This is a genomic window from Halioglobus sp. D3-4 (assembly GCF_055809315.1).
This window is the reverse complement of record NZ_CM147907.1, coordinates 3543854-3566721: the sequence shown is the minus strand read 5'-3', so window position 1 is coordinate 3566721 and position 22868 is coordinate 3543854. Positions and strand designations below refer to the sequence as shown.

The 22868-nt window shown below is 52.8% G+C and carries 26 protein-coding genes and 1 pseudogene; 5 read left to right on the top strand and 22 right to left on the bottom strand.

Going from position 1 to position 22868, the window contains the following annotated elements; genetic code table 11:
* Positions 1-167: 167 nt before the first annotated feature.
* The 6 genes from AC0L6S_RS15520 to AC0L6S_RS15495 form a co-directional block, all read right to left on the bottom strand.
* Complete coding sequence (locus tag AC0L6S_RS15520; protein ID WP_473425015.1) at positions 168-416, bottom strand: DUF6868 family protein; 249 nt, start codon at positions 414-416, stop codon at positions 168-170.
* A gap of 108 nt (positions 417-524) precedes the next feature.
* A complete protein-coding gene (locus AC0L6S_RS15515) occupies positions 525-1193 on the bottom strand; it encodes an HAD family hydrolase (RefSeq protein WP_473425014.1) in 669 nt (222 codons plus the stop codon).
* 49 nt (positions 1194-1242) lie between these two features.
* Positions 1243-1749, bottom strand: coding sequence for an SRPBCC family protein (locus tag AC0L6S_RS15510; protein WP_473425013.1), 507 nt, complete (start codon positions 1747-1749; stop codon positions 1243-1245).
* Between the two features lie 114 nt (positions 1750-1863).
* Positions 1864-2676 (bottom strand): universal stress protein, encoded by an 813-nt coding sequence (locus AC0L6S_RS15505; RefSeq protein WP_473425012.1) that lies wholly within the window; start codon positions 2674-2676, stop codon positions 1864-1866.
* Positions 2677-2920: 244 nt separating this feature from the next.
* A complete protein-coding gene (locus tag AC0L6S_RS15500; protein ID WP_473425011.1) occupies positions 2921-3460 on the bottom strand; it encodes a GNAT family N-acetyltransferase in 540 nt (179 codons plus the stop codon).
* A 12-nt stretch (positions 3461-3472) separates the two neighbouring features.
* Positions 3473-3580, bottom strand: a complete 108-nt coding sequence (locus AC0L6S_RS15495) for a DUF2200 family protein (RefSeq protein WP_473425010.1) — start codon at positions 3578-3580, stop codon at positions 3473-3475.
* Positions 3581-3632: 52 nt separating this feature from the next.
* Here AC0L6S_RS15495 and AC0L6S_RS15490 point away from each other — a divergent pair.
* Positions 3633-4747 (top strand): IS3 family transposase gene (locus AC0L6S_RS15490; RefSeq protein ID WP_473425009.1). Its coding sequence is split into 2 segments (ribosomal slippage): positions 3633-3885 and positions 3885-4747, totalling 1116 coding nucleotides; the frame shifts between segments, so codons are not numbered across the junction.
* A 9-nt stretch (positions 4748-4756) separates the two neighbouring features.
* Here the strand turns inward: AC0L6S_RS15490 and AC0L6S_RS15485 are convergent.
* The 13 genes from AC0L6S_RS15485 to AC0L6S_RS15425 all read right to left on the bottom strand — a co-directional run bounded on the left by AC0L6S_RS15485 (position 4757) and on the right by AC0L6S_RS15425 (position 15012).
* Complete coding sequence (locus AC0L6S_RS15485) at positions 4757-5026, bottom strand: DUF2200 family protein (RefSeq protein ID WP_473425008.1); 270 nt, start codon at positions 5024-5026, stop codon at positions 4757-4759.
* Between the two features lie 81 nt (positions 5027-5107).
* Positions 5108-5473 (bottom strand): VOC family protein, encoded by a 366-nt coding sequence (locus AC0L6S_RS15480; RefSeq protein ID WP_473425007.1) that lies wholly within the window; start codon positions 5471-5473, stop codon positions 5108-5110.
* Between the two features lie 123 nt (positions 5474-5596).
* Positions 5597-6019, bottom strand: a complete 423-nt coding sequence (locus tag AC0L6S_RS15475; RefSeq protein ID WP_473425006.1) for a GNAT family N-acetyltransferase — start codon at positions 6017-6019, stop codon at positions 5597-5599.
* Positions 6020-6121: 102 nt separating this feature from the next.
* Entirely contained in the window at positions 6122-6577 is a 456-nt protein-coding gene (locus AC0L6S_RS15470) for a hypothetical protein (protein ID WP_473425005.1), read from the bottom strand.
* A gap of 93 nt (positions 6578-6670) precedes the next feature.
* Positions 6671-7045, bottom strand: a complete 375-nt coding sequence (locus tag AC0L6S_RS15465) for a GNAT family N-acetyltransferase (protein ID WP_473428618.1) — start codon at positions 7043-7045, stop codon at positions 6671-6673.
* Between the two features lie 549 nt (positions 7046-7594).
* A complete protein-coding gene (locus AC0L6S_RS15460) occupies positions 7595-8125 on the bottom strand; it encodes a GNAT family N-acetyltransferase (RefSeq protein WP_473425004.1) in 531 nt (176 codons plus the stop codon).
* 58 nt (positions 8126-8183) lie between these two features.
* Positions 8184-8666 (bottom strand): integrase core domain-containing protein, encoded by a 483-nt coding sequence (locus AC0L6S_RS15455; RefSeq protein ID WP_473425003.1) that lies wholly within the window; start codon positions 8664-8666, stop codon positions 8184-8186.
* Positions 8667-9490: 824 nt separating this feature from the next.
* On the bottom strand, positions 9491-10132 hold the full coding sequence (locus AC0L6S_RS15450) for a glutathione S-transferase family protein (protein WP_473425002.1): 642 nt from the start codon (positions 10130-10132) through the stop codon (positions 9491-9493).
* A 126-nt stretch (positions 10133-10258) separates the two neighbouring features.
* Complete coding sequence (locus tag AC0L6S_RS15445) at positions 10259-10714, bottom strand: methyltransferase family protein (RefSeq protein ID WP_473425001.1); 456 nt, start codon at positions 10712-10714, stop codon at positions 10259-10261.
* A 120-nt stretch (positions 10715-10834) separates the two neighbouring features.
* On the bottom strand, positions 10835-11221 hold the full coding sequence (locus AC0L6S_RS15440; RefSeq protein ID WP_473425000.1) for a VOC family protein: 387 nt from the start codon (positions 11219-11221) through the stop codon (positions 10835-10837).
* A 625-nt stretch (positions 11222-11846) separates the two neighbouring features.
* Entirely contained in the window at positions 11847-12722 is an 876-nt protein-coding gene (locus AC0L6S_RS15435; RefSeq protein ID WP_473424999.1) for a crotonase/enoyl-CoA hydratase family protein, read from the bottom strand.
* Positions 12723-12823: 101 nt separating this feature from the next.
* Positions 12824-13522, bottom strand: coding sequence for an esterase/lipase family protein (locus AC0L6S_RS15430; protein ID WP_473424998.1), 699 nt, complete (start codon positions 13520-13522; stop codon positions 12824-12826).
* Positions 13519-15012 carry a WS/DGAT/MGAT family O-acyltransferase gene (locus tag AC0L6S_RS15425; protein WP_473424997.1) on the bottom strand — a complete coding sequence of 498 codons (1494 nt, stop codon included), beginning with the start codon at positions 15010-15012 and terminating at the stop codon, positions 13519-13521. Before AC0L6S_RS15425 ends, AC0L6S_RS15430 begins: the two co-directional genes overlap by 4 nt.
* 228 nt (positions 15013-15240) lie before the next feature.
* Between AC0L6S_RS15425 and AC0L6S_RS15420 the strand changes: the two genes are divergently transcribed.
* The 3 genes from AC0L6S_RS15420 to AC0L6S_RS15410 all read left to right on the top strand — a co-directional run bounded on the left by AC0L6S_RS15420 (position 15241) and on the right by AC0L6S_RS15410 (position 17853).
* Positions 15241-15600 (top strand): glycine zipper family protein, encoded by a 360-nt coding sequence (locus tag AC0L6S_RS15420; protein WP_473424996.1) that lies wholly within the window; start codon positions 15241-15243, stop codon positions 15598-15600.
* A 118-nt stretch (positions 15601-15718) separates the two neighbouring features.
* Positions 15719-16999 (top strand): serine hydrolase domain-containing protein, encoded by a 1281-nt coding sequence (locus tag AC0L6S_RS15415; protein WP_473424995.1) that lies wholly within the window; start codon positions 15719-15721, stop codon positions 16997-16999.
* A 98-nt stretch (positions 17000-17097) separates the two neighbouring features.
* Positions 17098-17853: a 2OG-Fe(II) oxygenase gene (locus tag AC0L6S_RS15410; protein WP_473424994.1), complete on the top strand. Its 756-nt coding sequence runs from the start codon at positions 17098-17100 to the stop codon at positions 17851-17853.
* Positions 17854-17880: 27 nt separating this feature from the next.
* Here the strand turns inward: AC0L6S_RS15410 and AC0L6S_RS15405 are convergent, their stop codons facing one another.
* Entirely contained in the window at positions 17881-19347 is a 1467-nt protein-coding gene (locus AC0L6S_RS15405) for a glycosyltransferase family 4 protein (RefSeq protein WP_473424993.1), read from the bottom strand.
* Positions 19348-19379: 32 nt separating this feature from the next.
* On the opposite strand from AC0L6S_RS15405, the gene AC0L6S_RS15400 reads away from it, so the two are divergent.
* Positions 19380-20783 carry a glycosyltransferase gene (locus AC0L6S_RS15400; RefSeq protein ID WP_473424992.1) on the top strand — a complete coding sequence of 468 codons (1404 nt, stop codon included), beginning with the start codon at positions 19380-19382 and terminating at the stop codon, positions 20781-20783.
* Positions 20784-20908: 125 nt separating this feature from the next.
* Here the strand turns inward: AC0L6S_RS15400 and AC0L6S_RS15395 are convergent.
* Positions 20909-21415: pseudogene (locus tag AC0L6S_RS15395) on the bottom strand (O-antigen ligase family protein); the annotation flags it as partial.
* Between the two features lie 461 nt (positions 21416-21876).
* Complete coding sequence (locus tag AC0L6S_RS15390) at positions 21877-22863, bottom strand: glycosyltransferase family 2 protein (protein ID WP_473424991.1); 987 nt, start codon at positions 22861-22863, stop codon at positions 21877-21879.
* Between the last annotated feature and the right edge of the window lie 5 nt (positions 22864-22868).

Below are 22868 nucleotides of genomic sequence, written 5' to 3'. Positions count from 1 at the left end.
GCCACTGCTACTGATAGTTTGGACTATCTAGCTTCAGTCGCCAAATTTTGATGCCAGTTTCCAGTGGGCGATAAACACTGCACCGAGAATGAAAAGAACAATAAGCTTGTCAACGAGTTTAGGCTTCGCACCAAATTCCCATCGGGTTTTCGTTATCCGTAACATTTTTACTGGCCCATTAATTTGAGGGCGATATAGGGTGCCAATGAAAACACAAACAGTAGAATTTTGTAGTTGGCGAGATACCTGAAGTAGAGCGACGCCAGTTCGCTTTCGGGGATCCCAAACATCTTGCTGTGCAGAGAAGATATAGTGCCGCGCATGAAAACCAATATGAGCGCGGCAAAAGTAAAAAAGCCGATATTGATAATGCTTGTCCACCCGAGCAAGGTGGTTAAATCAGCGAGAGTGATCATGGTAGCCGCTCCTTCTATCGAGTTAAGGTTTTCGTCACTTCCATAGTCTGTCGTGGTATTTTCTTTGTCACCAAGACTAACACTCGCGGCGTTTGATTGCCCAGTTGCTTATATAGCCATTTGTTCGAATCGAGCGATCTCGCTCGCCAGATTTCTCATATCGTTGAACGTGTGATGAGCCCCGGCCTTACAGAGTTTTTCCCGACTCATCAATTCAGTGTATCCGAACACTGACATTCCAGCAGATACACCGCCCTGTACCCCCAGTGGACTATCCTCGATAACCAGACATGCCGACGGATCTGAAACTCCCATGCCTGCTGCAGCATGGAGATACACATCGGGAAACGGCTTGCCACGATCGACATCTGAGCAGCTGTAAAGCTTGTCCTCAAAATAGTGTAGTAATTGAGATTTGCCCAAGGTGGTACGCATCTTCTCATGTGACCCGCTCGATGCGACGCAAAAAGGTACCGATAATGTGTTCAACGCTTTTTCCACGCCAGCAACTGCGGAGACTGATGTTGATAGCGCCTTGTTTATCTCTACGTTATAGCGTTCCTCCAAATGAGGCGGAGGTGTTTTTCCGAGCATTCTCTCAATGATACGCATACATTGGCTGGAAGAATGGCCGACGAATGTCTGAAACATATCATCCAGGGTCAAGGAGAATCCGCATTCTTCATTAAGGATCTCAGCAAACACTTTATTTGCAAGCCTTTCGCTGTCTACCAGAACGCCGTCGCAATCGAATATTATTAGTTTGAATCTACTCATATAATCTGGCACCACGCACGCATCCTGCCCATACGTCAGTTTGATCTATTCAGGGTTCGCCAGCAGATAAAGCTTCCGCCCGTGCGGCGACCGAGTCATCAACCAGTTTAATGCCTTTTTCTATCCGCTTGCGATAAAGCCATTCGATCAACCACGCCAGCGGGCCGCTCATAACCTCGTGATGGACCAGTAGCGTATCACCGTTAGTTGTTTCGGATAACAGGCGACAGCGGGTACCGCGCGCCAGATAACCGTACCAACCAGCCGACTGCCAGCATAATTCCTGTTCAGGCTTTACAGAGAGTACAGTATTTTTGACCCGCTGCACCTCATTCTCCAGGTGCGCTTCTACCCAGACGACCTCACCCACTGCAACGCGACCTGTCACGTTAGGTGAATAGCGGTTCCATTCCGGGTAGCGCTCTATATCAGCCAACAATGACCAAACGGTAGCGGTGTCGGCCGCAATGACAATCTCATGCCTGACCTCCCAGTCAGTGTCAATCAGGAACGTCGCGGCGACCGCTAAAACACAAACTGCTAGTACCCATTTCATATCTCGCCTTCGCCTCTGCAATTATCTGATTATTCTGAGGACCAATAATGCCTTGTTGAGCAGTCGGCGGAAAGGGATCAGTGAAGCCCTTTCTGTAAGGTACTTATCGTGTGATCAGGGCATGGACAACACGTCGCAGTTGAGCTTATCTACCACGCGCTCCACAGTGTTTCCATTCACCAGTGCGGACATGCCCGAGCGCGCGGAGTTGCCGATCACCACCAGGCTGGCGTTCATTTCCCGCGCCTGTTCGACGATTACTTCATCGGGCTCACCCATACGAATGTGTACCTTGCTTTGATCAAGTCCATAGTTTCGTACGAGTGCATTTCTATCAGGTGCCGATGCAAGGTCTCTATGGGCACTGATAAAGTGGACATCCGCGATGTTGTTATCCATCACACGCCGGCTGAACTCGACGATGTGTTGGTTTAGCTGTTTGTAGGTGCCTTTACCGCCACTTACTCCCATAGCGGCCAGCACCGTCGGGTTTTCCGGCACAGCATCACCTTTCACCAGCATGACCGGGCAGGCGCATTCGCGGATCAAGGTCCAATCAGAAGTGCGGTTGATAATCCGCTGACCGGGTGTATGCGGTGTTGAAGACTTGAGCACAATGTCCGCACCGTTTTTGATGGATGCACGGACGATTGCTTCGCACCAATCCCTATCCCAATCGACCTCGATTGTTACGTTCAGCCCCTTGGCCATCAATGGGGCCGCTTCCTTCTGCAAACTGGCTTTCTGGTCGTCGATCATGGACCGAACAATGCCAGGCTTCTCCGTGGTCTTTGGGATGTCTTTGTAAATGCAGGCAAAAACATGGACGTTAACGCCTGTTTCACTGGCAATGAATGCCGCGCGCTCCAGTGCAGGCTGCTCCTGACTGGTGGGGTCATATACAACAAAAAAGTTGGCGAATTCCATCTGCTATCTCCTGTTTACAATAAGCTTCTCATTCACAGTTATATGACCTGATTATTCTAGAATCCGCATTCTAATACAGGGTGTATTACCGTCTATTTATTAGGAGCTTGATCTGGGTCAGGAAATCGGGGAGACGCGCAGAGTTTACGCTTCGTACAGTTGTGTAGGGACCCTACCTATATTCCGTTAGTTCTCGCCTTCGGCAAGCGTGTCGGCTCTTATGGGATCGCGCTGCCTGTGCTTGTTACAAATCAGCACGAAGCCGTACCATGTCGATACAACGAATGCCATTCTCAAATATTGGTTCTGGATAAGAATCAAAGAAGCCTCTTTCAATGCTGTGCATTCTAAATCCGCACTTTTGATAGAGGGCGAGTTGAGAAAGGCTTGAGTTGCCTGTCCCCACCTCAAGTGTCCTGGCGCCCGATTTTTTTGCCAGTTGTTTTACTTTTCGAATCATTGATTTGGCAATGCCTTGGCCTTGATACTGTTCTAATACCGCGATATTCTTTAACTCAAAGACTCCTGCTGATTCAACCAGCACAGCAACACTTACAAAGCGATCGTTATCCCTGCAGACTACTATTTCTGCATTCGACAGATAAGAAGTAATTGCATTTTTGTCAGGGTCAGCTGTTAGCAATAAATCCATCAGTTCTAAACTTACTTCTTTATCGTATACTTCAATATGCATAGTGATTGGCCATAATTCCTCAATTATCGGCGCAGCTTTGCAGCGTTCGACGCCACAGGAGAAAATTTGATCGACTTGTGGCACGTTCATTCTTACGCCAGGTCATGACCGCAAAATCTTTTCCATAGATTTTCCCCTGGCAAGCTCATCAATCAGTTTGTCGAGGTATCGAATCTTGCGCAGCAGTGGATCCGTAAGCTTCCCCAACACGAAGACAGGACAAAAGTAGAGCTTTCTGGCATTTTATAGCTAGGAGGTTCACATGAAGAAATCAAGGTTTACCGAGAGTCAGATCGTCCAGATCCTGAAGGAAGCTGATGCCGGAATGCTGGTAAAAGATGTCTGCCGTAAGCATGGCATCTCGTCACCAACCTACTACTCGTGGAAATCAAAGTACGGCGGCATGGAGGCCTCCGAACTAAAACGGGTTAAGGAAGTCGAGGCAGAGAATGCCAAGCTAAAGCGAATGTACGCAGACCTGGCCCTGGAAAACGCTGCGATGAAGGAGTTGATCACAAAAAAGCTGTAACACCGGCGGACAAGCGCGCGGCAGCTGACTATCTGGTCGATGAACAGAAACTGTCGATCGCCCAATCTTGCCGGTGTGTAGGGCTTTCCAGATCAGCTTACTACAAGGTTCCTGAACACTGGACGGTGCGGGATGCTGAGTTCATCGCAGCATTGGCCAGGTTGGTGGAGGGGCGTCCGAGTCGCGGCTTCTGGAAGTGCCACAAGCAGTTGCGGCGGCAGGGCCACCCCTGGAATCACAAGCGTACGTACCGGGTATACAAACTGATGCATCTGAACTTACAACGACGTGCCAAGAAGCGCTTACCCAAACGACAGCGGGTAGAGCTATATGTGCCAGAGCTGCCCGATACGGTTTGGTCAGCAGATTTTATGTCAGACTCACTGCATTCGGATAAGCGATACCGCACGTTCAACGTGACCGACGATTTCAACCGTGAAGCGCTTCATATTGAGATTGATACCTCGATCACGTCCGCGCGCCTTGTCCGCGTGTTTGAGCAGCTTCAAAGAGAGCATGGCTTACCCCAGGTTTTGAGGACGAATAATGGCCCTGAGTTCTTAGGGGAAGTCTTCACCGCATGGGCCAAGGAAGCAGGGATGGCGATTCAGTATATACAGCCAGGAAAGCCGAACCAGAACGCTTACATTGAGCGATTCAATCGGACCTATCGTGAGGAAGTGCTGGACCAGTATCTGTTCACATCGCTCGATCATGTCCGAGAGGCGACGTACTGGTGGATGATCGAATACAACGAGAAGCGGCCTCACGATGCCCTGGGTGATATGACACCGCTTGAAGCAAGACAACAATCCGCTGGAAACTCTATTTATGAACTGTCTACTTGACGGGGAAGCTTACGGATCCTCGACATCTTCTACGCGAATACTACAGACAACCCCTTTTATGAGAAATACGTTGGGGTTAATTGTCGGTGCCTCGGCAAAGAATGTGGCTAGGTCATTCTCGCCATCAACCTGATTCGCCAGAGCGTCAGAATCGTAACCAGTGAGCCAACAAATAATGTGGATGACTTCCTCTTCGGTTCGGCTTTTTCTCTCTGCCTTCTGAACATAGAGAGAATATATTGTCGAGAATGGCATAGAGAAAACTTTGTGATCAGACATCTCGTCATCTCCCGAGTGAAGGCGCGTTTAGGCTGTCACGCTCAGGTGGGTTTAGCCGTCACAGTGTTTGTCGCCAGCGTGCTAAGCACTGCTTGTATAGAAGCATATTTTGTTTCGGTCTAAATCTCGTACATAGGCCGAATGCATGCTAGAACGTACTCTAGGCTCACCTTCACTCACCCCGCCTAAATCGATAGATTTTTTGTACAATCGATCAACCTCTTCAGATGAATCAACATGGAGGCCAAGCATAGTACCGTTTCCATTTGATGCAGGGTTTTCATCGAACGGCTCTGCTACGGCGAACATAAAATCCTCGTTACCCCATAGCGTCATGCGCCCCTCTCCGTGAATTTTATTCAAACCACACCCATCAAACAGTTGATCATAAAAGATCACCGCCTTTTTCATATCATTTGTTCCAAATACAAAGTAATTCATTTTCATGGTGAGTATCCTAGGATCAAGATGCTTAACGATTACCGCAGCGGCGGCGAATCCGCGCAGCGGTTTTCTGGCGTCTGGCCCCGGTAGGGCCACACTGGTGGCGCTAGTTTATAGGGCCGGATTTCAAAGGAGCTTCCTGAAATACGAGGCTGAGTCCTCATACTCTATTGCATTATAGAAAGGTGCTGCCCGACGGGTTGCGAGGGCTGACAAAACAGCACCTTTTGATTTTGCCCACTCCTCAAAAGAGACCATCAGGTTTTCGCCTATACGTTGCCTGCGACATGATGAAGACACCATTATCTCCTCAAGCCAAGCGACACAGCCATTTGCGTAGAAGGTATCGTGACAGAACCCCAGACAATAGCCAACTAGAGTTCCCTCATCCTCAGCCACGAAGGCTATTGCATCAGGACTCTTCAGAATTTTTGAGTAGGATTGGCGGAACTGCGATTCAACGATCTCGAAACTGGTTACGAACTTCTTCACCAGAGGAAGCACACTTTCAATGTCTTCTAAGTTCGCCCTACGAATTAGGATAGTCATCAGGTGCTAGGCCCTAAAACGCGGCCAGCAGGGGACGGAAAACCAGAGCGAAGCAACGGCTTTCAATCCGAGTGGTTTGACTTGATAGGCGGCATACGCCAATTAGTGGGTAAATTGGGGCCAACATAAATTTTTCTTGCCACCTGCTCGAACTGACCTGATGAATTCGGGCTTAGGAAATATATGCATCTGCCCAGCCGTCACAGATATGCTATTCATTTTCTCAAATGTGCCTGTAACTTCAACATATTGCCCTGCGCAATGCTCCGAAATACTGCTCTTGGGTTGTCCTATCACAATTGCAGAGTTGTAATCTGCGTAGATTGCATGATCTTGCGTCAAAAAGAGGATGACCATGTGGCCATCAGCCTCATGAAGATAGCCAAATACAGTTAGCCGTTTTCCCTCATGTCGTGATGGATCGACCAGAATCGTGGCCATTGATAGTTGCCGGTAGTCCCGGCCCTCAGCCGAAGACAGAGATTGAACTTCGCCTCTAGCTGTGCCGGAAGAACCAAGGGCTAATCCAATAATTAATGTCGTTACTAAGGACTTCATGTGTGATCTCTCTTGTGCCGCCTAACGCTGCGGCGCGGAAACGGCGCAGCGACTCCTGCGGACGGTCCCGAAGGGGCGCACAGCCAGTAATTATTAACTGTATAACTTGAGAAACCTGCGTTCATCTTGTTTATACCCACAGGACTTATAGAATGCGTGCGCTTCGGACCGATGATTTCCACTAGTGACTTCTGACTTTACGCAACCGTGGAGATGAAAGAAAGCCTCAGCTTCGCTAACGAGAAGCTTGCCGGCTCCCATACCCCGTTTCTCTTCGTCGATAACGAGACTGGTTATTCTTCCGGCGCTGCCTTCTTGGTGGAAGAGGCTTGTAATATGACAAGAAATGCACCCGACTATGATCCCATTAATTTCCGCAACAAAGACAGCATCAATGGGGCTTCTCGAAAATTCTGTGAGCTTTTTGTCAATAAGGTTACTAGTAGCGCCATAACCTAGCTGAGTCATGAGGTCTGAAATCTCATTGGTATCCCGGAACTCAGCGCGCCGTATATTCATACAGTTAACGCTTACCCTTGCGGAGCAGAGACCGCGCAGCGATCTTGACGTCCCGCCGCGTAGGAGCGAACAGCGGCTTCCTGTTACGTGCTTTACATGCCACCAACAATCTCCTCGGTTAGCAATATGCCTACCAACCGGTCAGCCCCGCCTTTCGGACTAAAGTGGTTTACGCTAGAGAGCATTGAATCTTCCTTATCGATTTTCCATGCCACTCGGTGATCCTGTCCCCAACGCTCTGCGAGATAGTGATAGTACTTACCTGTACCAAGATACCACCACTCCACAGGACCAGCATGATCGGGATTCTGCCATTTCTCCTGGAACTGGGTTAACGTCAGAGGTTGCACATACCCGAGTTCCATATAGTCCTTGAAGAGTTTGCCTAGCTTAAACAGTGGAAGCTCCTTTGGGCACGTAACACCCACAGCTGCGACGGCAAAGCAGTAGCGACGAAGGAACGAAGGTTTTGACGCGCACTACTTTGCCTTGCTATGTTTATACTCTATGCAGCGCATATATAGCATGACTCAGAACCCTGTCTCCGATTCTCTCTTCATTGCTAATGATACCCTCTAAACTCATTCCAAGCCTTTCGCATACCGCTCGGCTAGGAAAGTTCTCGGCGGCTACTGAGATTTGAACTTTGTCTATTTCGGGAATTGTAAAAGCATAATTGATTAAGTGCTGGCACACTTTTGTTACTATGCCTTTTTTCTGAAAGCTACTTCCCAACCAGTAACCAATTTCTATCCTTCTCAATTTCTTATCAATCTTGTTGAATCCAGCAGTGCCAGCAACAGCGCCTTTATAAAGAATAGCGCAGTTCATAGAATCGCCAGAATTGTATGCACTAATAGAGTCAGCTACGAAGGTATTGAAATCCTCTTCGGTTCTACAAAATCGAGGCCACTCTAGCCATTTAGCTAAGTATTCATAGTCGTCGTCAGCGAGCCTGACATAGCCTGGAACAAATGAATCCTTTACCAATACCAGTTCAACATCCGTTGATACATTCGGGTCAATCATTCCTACGATCTATCTCGTAAAGTGGTCCTACCCACCAGAAGTAGACAGTTTTCTACGCTCACTCTGCATAGTATTCCTGCTCGTACTGATTGGCGCTGCGGTAGCCATTCGCTGAATGGCGTCGTATGTTGTTGTAGAACAACTCAATGTATTCGAACACCTGAGCATGAGCTTCTTCCTTGTTGCCTGGAGGTTCTGCGTAAATCGATTCTACCTTCATTCTGGCGAAGAAGGATTCTATCGCAGCATTATCCCAGTAGTTCCCTTTTCGGCTCATACTAGGCCGGATTCCCTCTACCAGCAATAGCCCCTGGTATTCGCTAGAGCGGTACTGAACACCTCGATACGAGTGCAGGATCTGGCCTGGCTTGACCTCCCGCTTCGCCACTGCCATATCGAAGGCCTCTACGATCAGGTCAGTCGTCTTAGTTCTATCCTGCGCCCAGCCAATCGCGATAGTGGAACCATGAGAGGTAAACGGCGTATACGGGGTGGTTGCGCACCAATCAAAACAATGCTGTATATGGCGATTGCGCGCCATCCAACATAACCCGGTGATGAAAGCGTTCTACAACAAACTCGCTGGCCGAGGAAAGCACAGGAAGGACGCGCTCACCGCATGTATGCGGAAGATGATGGTCATACTGAACGCAATGGTGCATGATCGGAAAGGTTGGCAGCAGATGGCGTAACCATTTTGTCTGCAGGGTTGATTTGGGATCACTGTGGCTTGTTACGTGTATTCCTACTATGTATATACCCAAGAGCAACTACACCTAAAGATAGCAGGGTAAAAGGACTTGGAGATGGTACTCGACTAGCGGTGGCGCGAATTCTGGATTCCAGTGGGCTCACTGCACGATCAAATAAAAAATGATAGCTGACTCCACCAACGGTAAAACTGGAGTCTAAAAGTAAGCCAATACTATCCTCATTTTCCGGAATCAAAACTGGCCCTCCGAAAAAAACGGAATGGGTCAGACTTGTGAAGAAAGAAGAAGTGACCAAGGAACAGAGCGTCTGGGCTGAGCGGGCTAGGAATTGTGAGGGAGATCGATCCATCCCAATTATTTAGAATAGGTTTGTCATCAGATAGAAAATTTCCGTCCCACAACCATGTTACATCTAGGAAGCTAGTCGAATCGACTTGAACGGAAGATATCAACGCAGCTTCTGCCTGAATTGAATATGTAAATATCAATCCGACCAATAATTTAAATAATCTCATTATGTCTGTCCTTACTCCAAAGTAGCGCAATAGTTGATGGACATAACGTCGCAATAGGCTGACGTCGGAGCGCAGCGTAATGTACAAAACGCACCAGCGTTATTGTGGTCAGATTGATTGCCTTGCTATTTTTCATTTCAGCCACTCCAAATTTGAGTTTCGGTAGACCTCCATGATTGCAGGTCATTCATAGAAGCGTACCAACGGTGTATATTTGGGTAAGCATGAAAAGGAAATTCGCATACTTTAAAATAGGTTGTCATTGCCGCAACGGAAAAATCCGCCAGCGAAATATTAGCCCCCGTAAGCCAACTATTTGTGAGGCTACTTTCTAAGTAAGACATCTGTTTCATGCAATCGGGGGACTCCCAATCAGTCGGTGATGTAGGAGCTGGAAGCAATGACGGCAATAACTTATGACCAACATGTGCACCCATTACCTTACTCAATACAGGTTGCCACTGACTACTTTCCCAAAACAACCATTGATTTATGGCAGCCTGCCTAGAAGGGTTTGAAGCATACAGTTCTTTCGTACTAGAATATTTTGAGAGATAAATGATAATTGCGTTCGATTCGGTAATGATGTCATTTTCGGTTACTAGAGTGGGGATTTGCCCAAGCTTGTTGATAGCCCAATAACTCTCTATCTGACCTTCTCCTTTGTATACATCATTGCTTACGTGTGAATATTCGATTTCCAATTCCCGTGCAACTGCTACCACTTTTCTAAAGTTTGCAGACTTTAGAGAACCATGAATTTCTATATTTTTTCTCATTACCGAAAATTTCTCAATTAACGCCGCGATAAGCGGAACCGCTTGTGGAGCGGCGCCTTGTGCAATAATGGCCGAAGGCCATGCGCAATGTGCGGCATAGCAAATGGTTTTCGCATAATTGCCTTGTTAGGCTAGGCCGAGCCACCGCGGAGTTTGCGTACAGTATTGTCTGTATTCGTCTCCAAATTTTTTAAGCATCTCTTTTTCCTCATATCTTATATACCAGCGATCAGTAACAAGCCAAAAAGTTGCCACTAGGAGGAATGAAGAGAGTGCGGTTTGATAAAGAAAAGCGGCACCCAAAAGTGCTAAAACGAAACCAAGGTACATAGGATTTCTAGAATACTTAAATAATCCAGACATTACGATCTTCGTGGGTACTCCCAAAGTCATGATATTCGCTTTTTCCTTCTTGAATAATCGGCTGTGATAAATTGATACCCCAAGCCCTACTGACAAAAATACAGCGCCAATCAAATTGTATGGGAAATACAATACGTGTGGTGAACCCAGCGTCCAATATACAATGGGCATTCCTATCAAAAATATCAAAAACATTATTGGTGGTAGTAGCTTCTTCATAAGTGTCTACTTTTCATGGGTAGGTTGGACCCATAACGCCCAAAGCACAGGCGAGCATTAGCGAGTCCAGCACGCGCTCTTTGCGGGCGATTGTACCTTTGTTTGTTAACTAATCTGTTTTTAACCATTTTTACTATGGCAAACTGCTTGAATCTTATTCCCTTCAGGGTCACGAACGTAAGCTGCATAATAATTAGGATGATAGTGTTGCCGTAAACCAGGTCCACCTTCATCAGTGCCTCCCATCTCTAATGCCGCAGCATAAAATGCGTCTACTTGTGCACGACTATTTGCCGAATAAGCTATATGCCCTCCATTTCCTGGAGAGGGGGAACCACCGTCAAAAGGCTTCAAAATAAATGTTTTTGGCCCAACGGCATCACCATATGCTACCGCTCCTTCGACATGAAATAGAACAGGTATTTTCAAAATCCCTAACACCGCATCATAGAATTTTGCTGCTTCATTGGGGTCTTTTGATCCAATAGTCACATGACTAAACATCATAATCCTCCTTTGTATAATTGCTCTTCTGCCTCACTATTAGTTAACAGTTAGTATATGTTGTAGCCAAATGTAGCCATTATGTCCACATCCAGACATGTGTAGGCATATGTAGCCACAGATGACTACTAGCCATGTCCGTATCTGTACATTAATCACCAAATATCTCCACATCGACACATTTCTCTGCCAGCCCCTCAGCTATCCTGTTGTGTACGCCCAGGGCAACTGCAGTACGGTGGGACATCACCCATACCTTCCTTTGAACGCTCCACTTTGCGCCGCTGCGTTTCGCGGTTGCTCGCAATACACTTTCCTCAAATGCGATGGGCAGGGCGACGAGCTGTCGCTGTTTGTAGGAGTGCACGGCATTCAGTGAGATGTCGGGATGGGATTGCTCGCGTTCGTCGACGATGATTTCTATTGTGGTGTAAAGTTTGCTTCAGCAGCTTCAGCAGCTTCTGTAGCGAACGGCTACGAGGTTGCCGCCCCAATGTTTCTGAAACTGCCGGCTGCCCGGCATGCCGGGCTTTATGGTTCGAATGACTTCCATGTCAGTTCTCCAGTCCCTTGGACTACTCAGACTGGCACAGCGCTCGCTTTTGGTAGGTTGGGGAAACGGTTTACTTCACTTCCACCAGGGGTAAAACTCGGGCATATCGTTAGAGGTCCTGTCTTCAAACACCGGTGCGCGCTTCTCTAAAAACGATTGCACGCCTTCCTTGCCGCTATTGCGGCTGGCGTAATAGATCGCCAGTGAATCTACCTTGTGTGCCTCTATGGGGTGCTCCATTGCCGAGCAGCGGTACATCATCTGCCGCGTCATGGCGATGGCGACCGGGCTGTGTTGGGCGATGCGCCTAGCGATTTTATAGGCCTCTTCCAGCAGTTGATCAGCGGGAACCACTGCGCTGACGAAGCGCCCCGCTAAAGCCTGTTCCGCCTTCAATATCTCCGCGCTATACACCCATTCCAGTGCCTGCGATATTCCGACAATACGCGGCAGGAACCAGCTGGAACAGGCTTCGGGTGTAATACCTATTTTGTTGAATACAAAGCCGATACGGGCATGTTCGGAGGCCAGCCGGATATCCATTGCGCAGGTCATGGTGGCACCAATGCCCACGGCGGCGCCGTTGATGGCGGCTATCACGGGTTTGCTACAGTCGTAAATTGCCAGCGTTACGCGGCCACCGGTGTCGCGCACACCATCGATAATTTCGGGGTCATCAAGTCGGTTCTCCATGTCGTCCATTGTCGGGTTCAGTGATTCGTTCAGGCCGAACACGTTGCCGCCAACTGAGAGATCCATGCCGGCGCAGAAGGCGCGCCCCTCTCCCGTTACTACTACCGCGCGTACCGCGTCGTCATCGCTGGCGCGGTTGAAGGCATCGATCAGCTCGCCGGCCATCTCCACGGTGAACGCATTGAGATGGTCCGGACGGTTAATGATCAGCGTCAGAATATTGTCAGCGACTTCGTAGCGCAGTGTGTTGTAGTTCATGGGGTTCTCCTGTTGTTGGTCGTTTGGTACATCTTACGACTACAGGGCCACCATGCAATTGCGTAGCGTGGTTGCTAAGCAGCCGCAAACTGCAAGTGCTATCAATGGATCTGTTCAGACAGTTTCTTTGCCACCCAATACCACACGGCTGCGTTGAGGTTCAGGCCGATATGGCTGCCCAGTACTTCAACATTGTGGACGTGCGGGTGGTTGCCCGTTTGTATGGACGTGCGCCAGTTCACCACGCCGTCGGCCTTGGTGTAGATGGCTGTGGTTGGCACAGGTGGTGGGATAGCCAGGCTGTCGTCGGTGCGGCGTGCATCGGGTTGTGGGTTTAAACGCTGGTACAGGCGGTTTGCGTGCGAGGCATTCTCCCTGCCCCGGCCGAATGGGCTGCCGAGGGTAATCACCTGAGCGATGCTGTCCGGATCTCCCCGTGCCATTTCTCTAGCATAAATACCGCCCAGTGAGTGGCCAATCAAGGCGACTTTACCGTTGCCGGCCTCTATCAATGGGTCCATTGTCTCGCGCAACTTGTCCTCATCGAAGCTCTGTACCCCAAGGTTATGCCCCTGCCCCCAACCGGATGCGGTGTATCCCAGACGGCGCAGGAAGCGGATAAGCGGGCCATTGCCCAAGTCGTCGCCCATAAAGCCCGGAATCACCATCACACTTTGCTGGCGTTGAGTGGGTTTCAGGCGACACAACAGCGGGGCAGCCATATGGAGCACGGCAACATCCGCCAGTGCTCTGGGTCCGTCGCTAAGCGCCAGCAGTAGGTTGGGTGGCTGCAGGGTCATGCGGCGCTCCTGGCCTTGCGCGCACTGCTCTTTTTGGCAGGTGCGCGTTTTTTCTTTCTGGCGGGCTGGGCCGGCGCCGATTTTGCTTTAGCTGCAGCCAGTAGCTCATCAAAGCTCGCTTGCAGGCACTCCCTGTAGAATCCGGGGTCCGGCATCATCACCCGGCAACTGGTGGCGCTGATGACAAACTGGCCGCAGTAGCTGCTGATCACGTGGAATAAACCCAGCCCATCCTGCACCGGGCCGGTGCCGTAATTGGCCACCATTTTGGCGCCAGTGTTGTACAGAGGAATGGGGGGGCCGGGCACGTTGGTGATTACACAGTTGAACTGCGGGCTCATGCGGTTCATCAGGCCCCAGCGGCTGGCCAGCCGAGCCGCCTGTGCTGTCAGGGTGGCGGGGATGAACTGGGAGTAGTCGGTCATGGTCTTGGCGCCGATGGCGTTGGTCAGCTCCTTCGCCTTGCTGCTGCTCTCGTGCACGGCTTGCAGGCGTTCCAGCGGGTCGGCTATATCACTGCGTACCTGAACGGTCATCGTGGAGACAATATTGCCGCCGGTCTTGTCCTTGTCCGAGCGCACATTCACCGGTGCCATGGCCGCCAGTGATTCCTCGGGCAGTTCATTGTGTGCCTCCAGGTATTTGCGTAAAGCGCCGCCGACAATCGTGATGGCGGCATCGTTCACCGTGGCGCCCGGTATCGAGTTCTTGATGGCTTTTACGTCATCCAGAGGTACGTTGATGGCATCGAATACACGGTGCGGCGACACCGACCCGTTAAAGCGGGTGCGCGGAATATTCTTGATGCGGCTCAGCTGGCCCTTGGAGAGGCCAGCTACCACTTTGGCCAGCCCCGGCACGGTGTTTCTGGCCACGCTGACGAAGTGGAAGGGCTTGCGGATAGTATTGAGCTGCGAGCGGATGACCATTTCGATCGAAGAAGGCTCACTGTCGACTTTCACCGTGGCGGCTTTGTGCGCGCGCTTGTAATCAGGTGACAGGTCGTGGGTTGCCGCCGTCAACTCCATGCCAGAGGTGCCGTCTATCGCTGCATGGTGGGTCTTGGAGAACATAGCGAAACTGCCCTTGGGCACGCCCTCTACATTGTCGAGGCCTTCGATAATGTACAACTCCCAAAGCGGCCTAGCGCGGTCCAGCATGCGCGCGTGTATGCGTGAAATCACGATGCAGAGCTGGCGCCAGTCGCCGGGTTTAGGCAGCGCAATATGCCGGATATGGAACTCGGGGTCGTAGGCGCCGTCGGTTATCCAGTAGGGGTGGTCCAGATTCATCGGCACATTCACCAGCTTTTGGGTCATCACAGGCAGGCCCATCAGGCGGTTGTTGGTGTTTTCAATGATCTCCTTGAACCGCACCTTGCCGCCGGGTGCTGTGGATTGGTCATAAATGGACAGACCCGAAATATGCATCGGGGCGTTGGCGGTTTCCAGATAGAGGAAAGAGGCGTCAAGCCCGGTAAGTTGCTTCATTGTTATTGGTCCCCGGATAGAGTGTAAATAGGCAGATATTTGTTGGTTGCAGGCTGACCCATGTCTCCTCCCCCGTCAAGTCCTTACCCCGTGGCGGCGGTGCTGCGGTGAGTCGCAATAAGTCGGTTCCGGTGTTGTGTTATATCCATGCAGAAAATAGGTTATTGCGATTTTCACCGCCCGACATGTTAGCCTTGAGGCTGCGATTCCTCAGCGGAGCACCAGACCATGAAATATGCAGCGACAGCTCTTTTGGCTTTGTTCACATTGGCCGCTTGTACCACGACGGACGAGATCATCATCGATCAGAAAGGCGTGAATATGGCGGCTTACCAGCGGGATCTGGCCGAGTGCAAGAGCTATTCCGAGTCGGTGAATGCTGGCGGGAAAGCGGCTGTGGGCGCCGCCACTGGTGCGGTGGTGGGTGGCTTGGTCGGCGCGATTACCGGCGGCGGCGAAGGCGCGGCCAAGGGGGCCGGAATCGGTGCTGTTGGCGGTGGTGCCAAGGGTGCCGGCCAAGGCGCTGAGACGAAGGTCCAGGTAGTGAAAAACTGCCTTCGTGGTCGAGGTTACCGCGTGCTGAACTAGCGCGGCCTGTTTGCGCTGTGGCGGCCTGTTTTCGCCCCGGCGGCCAATTGTGGTATGTTTTGGCCGAGACAATGCCAATTGTCGTCGCCATAACAATATGAACCAGACGGGGCCCGCCATGACACTACACTTACTACGTCCGAAAAAAGTGCATCTCGACGGCCGCATCCACCCGGATTTTGCGCCGGTAGAAGCCACGCTGCGCACTCTGTTGCGCAATTATCGCGGCGGGGCGGCGGTGAGCGTCTACCACCGAGGTGAGTGCGTGGTGGATCTATGGGGTGGAAGCAGCGATGATGAAGGCACACTGTGGAGCCGCGATACTATGGCACCGAGTTTTTCGACCACCAAGGGCGTGGCCGCGACGCTGTTGCACATCTACGCAGATCGCGGGCTTATCGATTACGATGCCAGGGTCTCGCAGTACTGGCCGGAGTTCGGACAGGCCGGCAAAGAAGACATCACCGTGCGGCACGTGTTGGCGCATCAATCCGGCTTGTACCATATCCGCCAGATGATTGATCACGTGGATCGGATGCTGGACTGGAAGTATATGATCCGCGCGATCGAGCAGGCCGAACCGGCGCATCCGCCGGGCGCTCGCACCGGCTATCATGGCTTGACCTTCGGTTTTCTGGTCGGAGAGATTATTCAGCGCGTTACGGGTAAGAAGTTCTCGGATCTGGTGCAGAAGGAGATCGCCCGGCCGCTGAAGCTGGATGGCCTCTTCATTGGCACGCCAGCGCGGGAGATACCGCGCGCGGCGCAGCTGATCTTCCCCGATGCAACCCGCAAGCTGGCGCAGACTTCGCTGGGCAGCAAAATTGAAATCAGCGCAAGCCGGCTCAGCGGCCTGTTGCGGCGGGCAGGGTTCGATTCCGATCTGTCGAGCATCTTCGATGCCCTCGCGCCACACGGTGTGAGCGATTTTGATTTTGGCTCTCCGGAGTCGCTGCGTGTGGCGATTCCGGCGGCCAATGGCCTGTTCACTGCGCGTTCGCTGGCAAAACTTTACGCACTGCTGGCGAATGACGGGGAGTTGGATGGGGTGCGCCTGCTGTCACAGCAGAGTATGGCGCGCGCCACCACGCTGCAGAAACCGACCGGCAGGCTCTCGGTCATTCCCTTCGATATGCGCTGGCGGTTGGGCTATCACGGTGTCGCCACCACGCACGGTTTTCCGCGCGACGCCTTCGGCCACTTTGGCTTTGGCGGCTCTGGTGCCTGGGCCGACCCCAAGCGGGGCTTGTCGGTGGCGCTGATCGTCAACAGCGGTCTGGGCTCACCGTTTGGTGATCTGCGCACCGCGCGGATCGGCGGTGCCGCCCTACGCTGCGCCAATGCCCGCTTGAAACCGGCGGGCCTGCTGAAGGAGCCCGTGGCGGTCGGAGCGTCCTGACCGGTCGACCCCGGGGGAGCCGCAATCCTGCACAAAATTGCCGCTGTCCCTGATTTCACCGCAATCGTATAATCATCGCTTTACAAAGTACTAAAGCGATGGCGAGTCAATCCTATCTGAACAGCGCTGTGCTGAATGCCATTGATTCTGGAGAGTTCCAGGCGACAAAGCCCTTCCCATGGGTGAATCCGCAGGGGTTCATCAATTCCGAACACTATCCTGAATTACTACGAAGCCAGCCGGAGTTGACGCGGTTCAGAGCGTTTTTTGGCAAGCAGCGTAAGCATGGCCAGGCCAGCCACGATCGCTACATTCTCGATTACGAGCGCGGTATGGAGCTGGCGCCGGCGTGGCGCGATTTTGTCGAGGAGTTGTGCAGTGACACCTACCGCGCCTTTATCTGCCGGCTGCTGGGTGTCTCCGATGTGCGTTTTCGGTTCCACTGGCACTACACTCCAAACGGCGGTGAGGTAGGCCCGCACTGCGATTCAAAAGGCAAAATCGGTTCGCAGATTTTTTACCTGAATACTGAGGACGATTGGAACTGGAATTGGGGCGGGGAGACCGTGATTCTCGATGACCACGGGCGATTCTCCTCAGACACGGCCCCGGCATTTGAGGATTTTGATGCCGAGTACCCGGCGCAGACCAGAGACAATCGCAGCATTCTGTTCGGGCGCCGCGGCAATTCCTGGCACGGCGTACGGCGTATCAACTGCCCGGAAAATTACTACCGCAAAGTGTTCATTGTGGTGTTCGAAGAACACCGGCCCCTTCGAATGCTCGTGAAAAAAACCCGACGGCTGTTTACAGGGTCACCGTTGGTGACAGATAAAGAGCGCCTGATGTACTGATGGGGCGTCGCCGGGTGCCGCGCTGCGCTAGCGCCGCTGCGCTGCTGCGGCGAGTTCCTCATACAGTGCAGCATAGCGGTCCAGGCTGTGTTGCTGGTCCACGTTTTCCTCCACATAGCGCTTGCCCCTCTCACCGTAATAGCTGCGAATCTTACTGCTTTTGAGCATCCCGATAAGCGCGGCGGCAATGGCCTCTGGCTCGCGATCCACCAGTTGATAGTGCTCACCGGCCTGCCCGATGCCGTCGGAAATACCGAGGAAGGGTGTGACCAGGCACGGCAGACCGGTTGCCATCGATTCCAGCACGGAGTTCGGTGTGCCCTCGCGACTGGAGGCGAGGATAGAGACGTCGGCAGCGCGCAAATAATTGTCGACATCGTCCACAATACCGGTGAAGTGTACCTGGTTTGCAGCACCGGAATCGGCCACCAGCGATTCTATCTCCGCGCCGAACTGCTGCAGTTTGGGGTCGTGGGTATCGGCACGCGGCCCGACAAACATCACATGCGTGTCCGGCAGCTGCGACAGAATACGGCGCCAGGCCTGCAGCACCAGATCGGAACCCTTGCGCGGCATCACGGCACCCACCGCCACGATAACTTTATGATCGGCAGGAATACCGAATTGCTCGCGCAGCGCTGCGGCTGCCTGAACCTCAGTTTCGGTTCGCGCCGGGTGGAAGCGCTGCAGGTTCACCCCATTGGGGATGTACTCGATACGCGTGGTGACGTCTATACTGCGCAGAAACTCTTTGATCGCTTCACTGTTGGTGACCAGGGAGTCAAAGGCGTTGTACACCCGCTGATAACCTCTTCGTCGCAGTATCCGCTTGATCGGCTTACGCTGCCAGGTGGGGAACTGGGAAACCGAATACACGGTGGCTACGCCGCTTTGTTTCAATTGCTGCAGCCAGGGCAACGCCTGCGGGCGCATATTGGTCAGCAGCTGGGCGACGACCGGGCCCTGTGCCGGACGCTGGCACACCTCCAGCAGCGCATCGTAGTAAATTTTGGTTCGCGCGCGGCTTTTGCTGTCGGGCAAGCGGATGCGCTCGAGCGGTGCGCCATCCAGCGTGATTTTCGGCAGCCAAGTACCGGGAGTCGCGTTATACCAGCTCTTGTCGGAATCGGATTCACTGCGCTCGCGAATCTGCGGCGTCCCCGTCATCACATTCACATCCAGGTTGCGTTCAAGCAGGCCGGGAATATAGCTGCGGTAGCGGTTCTGGGCGCCGCCATATGTGGGGTAAAAATGCGGTGACGTCAGCCAGAGCCTCGTCGGCTTGTGTGGATTGGGCGAGATGTGGCGTTCTCCTGTGATATTGCGTAGATGTGTTTGGAAGTTCGCGCATTCTATCTGAATGCTGGCTTTTGCAACACTCCGACTCGGTCTGCACCCGTATCTACTGCGGGGCTGCAGGTGGCGCGCTGGACAGTTGGTCCAGCTGACATATAATGGCCACGCAAATCCGTGCGTATTCAGAGGGTATCCCATGCGCAGTGGATCTCTATACGGAAATTCGTAATATGTCGCTTGAGACAGCACAATCCGGGTCGCATTCGGCGACTTCGCACCAGGGCAGTGCGCGACGTGTCGCATTCCTGTTGGACAATCTCAATGGGGGCGGAGCCGAACGGGTAGTGTTGGCTATGGCCTCCGGATTCTCAGCGCTTGGCTATGATGTCGACCTGCTGGTATGCGAATTTCAGGGAGAGCTATGCGGCAGTGTTCCTCCCGGCGTGAACCTGATCGTGCTTGAGCCTGTAGGGAAACTGGCCGGTCTTTGCACAGCGGTGCATCGAGCTGGTTGGCAGGGGCTGCATGGAATTTTTTTCTGGTTGGGTTCAGCGCGTAAAATCCCGCGCAGCTTCCGCTATATTCGCGATATTGCCGATTACCTGCAAAGGGCAACACCCGCCGTGATTTTTTCCGCGCTGGGTAAATCGAGTATCAGTACTGTGCTGGCGATGTCGGGTCTTAACATACCGACGCGGGTGTTTGTGGGTGTGCAGATTGCACTGTCTATCCGCAGCGAATTGAGCCGCAAGAGTGGTAAGGGCCAAGCGTACAGTATGGTACCGATGTTCCGCTATTGCTTTTCGCAAGCACAGGGTGTCATTGCGGCTTCGCGCGGTGTGGCCGATGACGCCATTCAACTCCTCGGTCTGGATCCGGAGCGCGTGCACGTCGTTTACAATCCTGTGGCCGAGCCAGAGCCCGCTGGTGACTCCGCCGGGGTTTTCACTCACCCCTGGTTTCAGCCGGATGCACCGCCGGTCATCCTGGGTATGGGGCGTCTGGTAGAACAGAAAAACTTTCCGTTGCTGATCAGGGCGTTCGCTGTCGTGCGTCAGCAAGCCGAGGTGCGGCTGGTGATTCTCGGTGGTGATAAGTCATCGGCAGAACAGATGGCCCACCGCCAGGAGTTGCTGAAACTGGCGGCGGAATTGGGAGTTGGAGATGACGTCACACTGCCGGGTTATCAGAGTGATCCCCACGCGTATATAAGAGCAGCGCGGATGTTTGTACTGTCCTCAAGCTTTGAAGGTTTTGGCAATGTGCTGGTTGAAGCCCTGTTGCAGGGCTGCCCGGTTGTTAGTACCGATTGCCCGAGCGGTCCGGCCGAGATTCTGGAAGAGGGGCGCTACGGTACGTTGGTGCCGGTCGATGATGTGACGCGCCTCGCCGAGGGTATTCTGGCCAGTCTGGAGGAGGAACCGGATACCCAGATGTTGCGTCAGCGGGGACGTGAATTCTCGGTAGAGAGGGCGCTGGAAGGGTATCACCGGATACTGTTCGGAGAAGGCCCCTCCCGCCTGCCCACTGAGCCGGACGAATCCTTACCCGTCAAGCCCAACTCGTATGCCACCAGGCAGGCCAATGGCAACCACAGAATGATCCACAACTCTCTGGGCCGGGTAATCACCTGATCTGTGTCGACGAGCGCACAGATCGCGCCAAAGGCAAAAAGACTCAGATAACGCGCACGGCGCACGGTGAATGCCATCTTTAGACCGGCGCGCAGCGCAAAACCATAAACCATCAGCAGCAATATCAAGCCGACGATCCCGCCATCGCGCAGAGCGGCGAGGAAGCTGCTGTGCGCATAGTTGAGAATGCTCGGTTTACCGTCCGGCAGTAGAACAATCGTGGGTTGGTAGCCGTACCCGAAAAGGGGCGCTTCCTGCCATCTCTCAATAATGCGTTCCCAAATGGGAAAGCGATTCAGAAACCCGAGATCGGTTGCCGCGTTCAACAGACCCAGCGACCAGAACAGGTAGATACCTGCGGCCAGACCGATAGACAGCCCGGCTATCAGCGCCGGTGGGGCCCTGCGTCGGTCGAGCAGAAACAACAGCGCGCAAGACGAAGCCAGCGCCAGCAGGCCGGTATTGCTCTGGGTTAACACCACGAACAGGACGATTACCGCCAGGCCCGCCGCGTACACCCAAGCCAGTTTCTCCCCCCAGTTGCGCCGCGCGTAATCCAGGGCGATCACACCAAAGAAGCCGTATATGAAGGCACTTGGGTTAGGATTGTCCGTGATGCCAAGCCCCACCATGCGGATGTCTGTCAGCACCGGCAACAGCGCCAGATCCTCAAAGAGAAGTACAGAAACCACTGCCGCCAGAATGACAACCAGCGCAACCACATCCATGATCGCATCGGGCAGTGCTCGGTTGCGTTCAAACCAATGCAGTGTCAGCAACATGAAGACGAGGACATAGGCACAGTAACGAACATCGCGCCACAGCGCTGCAGGTGAAAACTCCTCGCTCCACAGCGAGCTCAGCAGACTGTATCCGACAAAGGCCAGAAGGCTTAGCCAGATAGGGCTGTGCAGGCTTCGCTGGAAGGTTTGTCGTAGCAGAAAGAGTCCGGGAAGGAACACGGCTGCAATATAGAACTTGTAGTTGTCCACCGCGTTGGGAACAAAGTAAAAACCCGCCAGAAAAATAATGTATGTCGCGAAGACGATATTCGACAGGCTCCATCGTCGATCGCGATCTGGAAAAGAAAGGTTCAGCACGCAGCATCCTTGGGACGATAGTGGCGGTTGGGGATATGTAGCACTCCGGCAATGGTGCCCAGGCTGTCAGCCACGTTCAGGGCGTAAGGCACCCAGGCGCGACTCTTCTGGCCGAGACTGAACAACATGCGCAACACGGACCAGATGATCAACCCTGTTGACCTTACCACCAACCGCAGCGCGATGCGCACGGCGCCGGGGATGGAGCGGGATTTCAGGCGCCGTTTGACGAAGTACTTTACGGTGCCGCGTCGGTAGGACTCTCGCCACATGTAAGCAAGCGTGGCGCGTTCGACCGGAATCCATTCCTCGACGCGAGCGGCGGCTGCCCAGGCGAATTTGTAACCACTGAGTTTCAAGGATTGGAACAACAGCTTGTCTTCGCCGCCGCTGAGTGCCAGAGCCGGATCAAAAGTTACACCGTTCGGGCCCAGTAACTCGGCCCGTACCAGCACATTGCAGGTCGCTGCCGGCGGGTCCGGATCCAGCTCTTGTAGGCTCTGCCAGTTCTCAGGCTTCACAAAAATACCGTTCGCTGCGACCCATTCAGGTGTTTGCGGTGGAAACACCGGCCTGGCGAGCCCGACGACCACATCGGCCTCACTGCGGGCCTGAGCGTGCAGCAACTGGTCCAGCCAGTCGGGTGCGGGTACCTCATCATCGTCGATCATTGCGATAAAATCTGTGTCCGGAGGTACCGCAGTCAGCGCGGTATTGCGGGCATAGGAAATGCCGGGCTTGGACTCGTGTAGATAGTGCAGTGACCAGCGCGACTGATGCGCCTCGCAGGTGATCGCCGCCGAGCGGTTGGGCGAATTGTCGACCACGATAAGTTGCACATCGGGCTGCGGCGAGATAGAAAATGTCTGCCGTTCGAGGCCCGTCAACAGGCGTTGCAAACCTTCCGGGCGCATAAATGTGCAGATACAGACTGCTAGTGAGCTGTGAGTGGGCTCAGTGATGCGATGTTCCGTTTGCATATGCG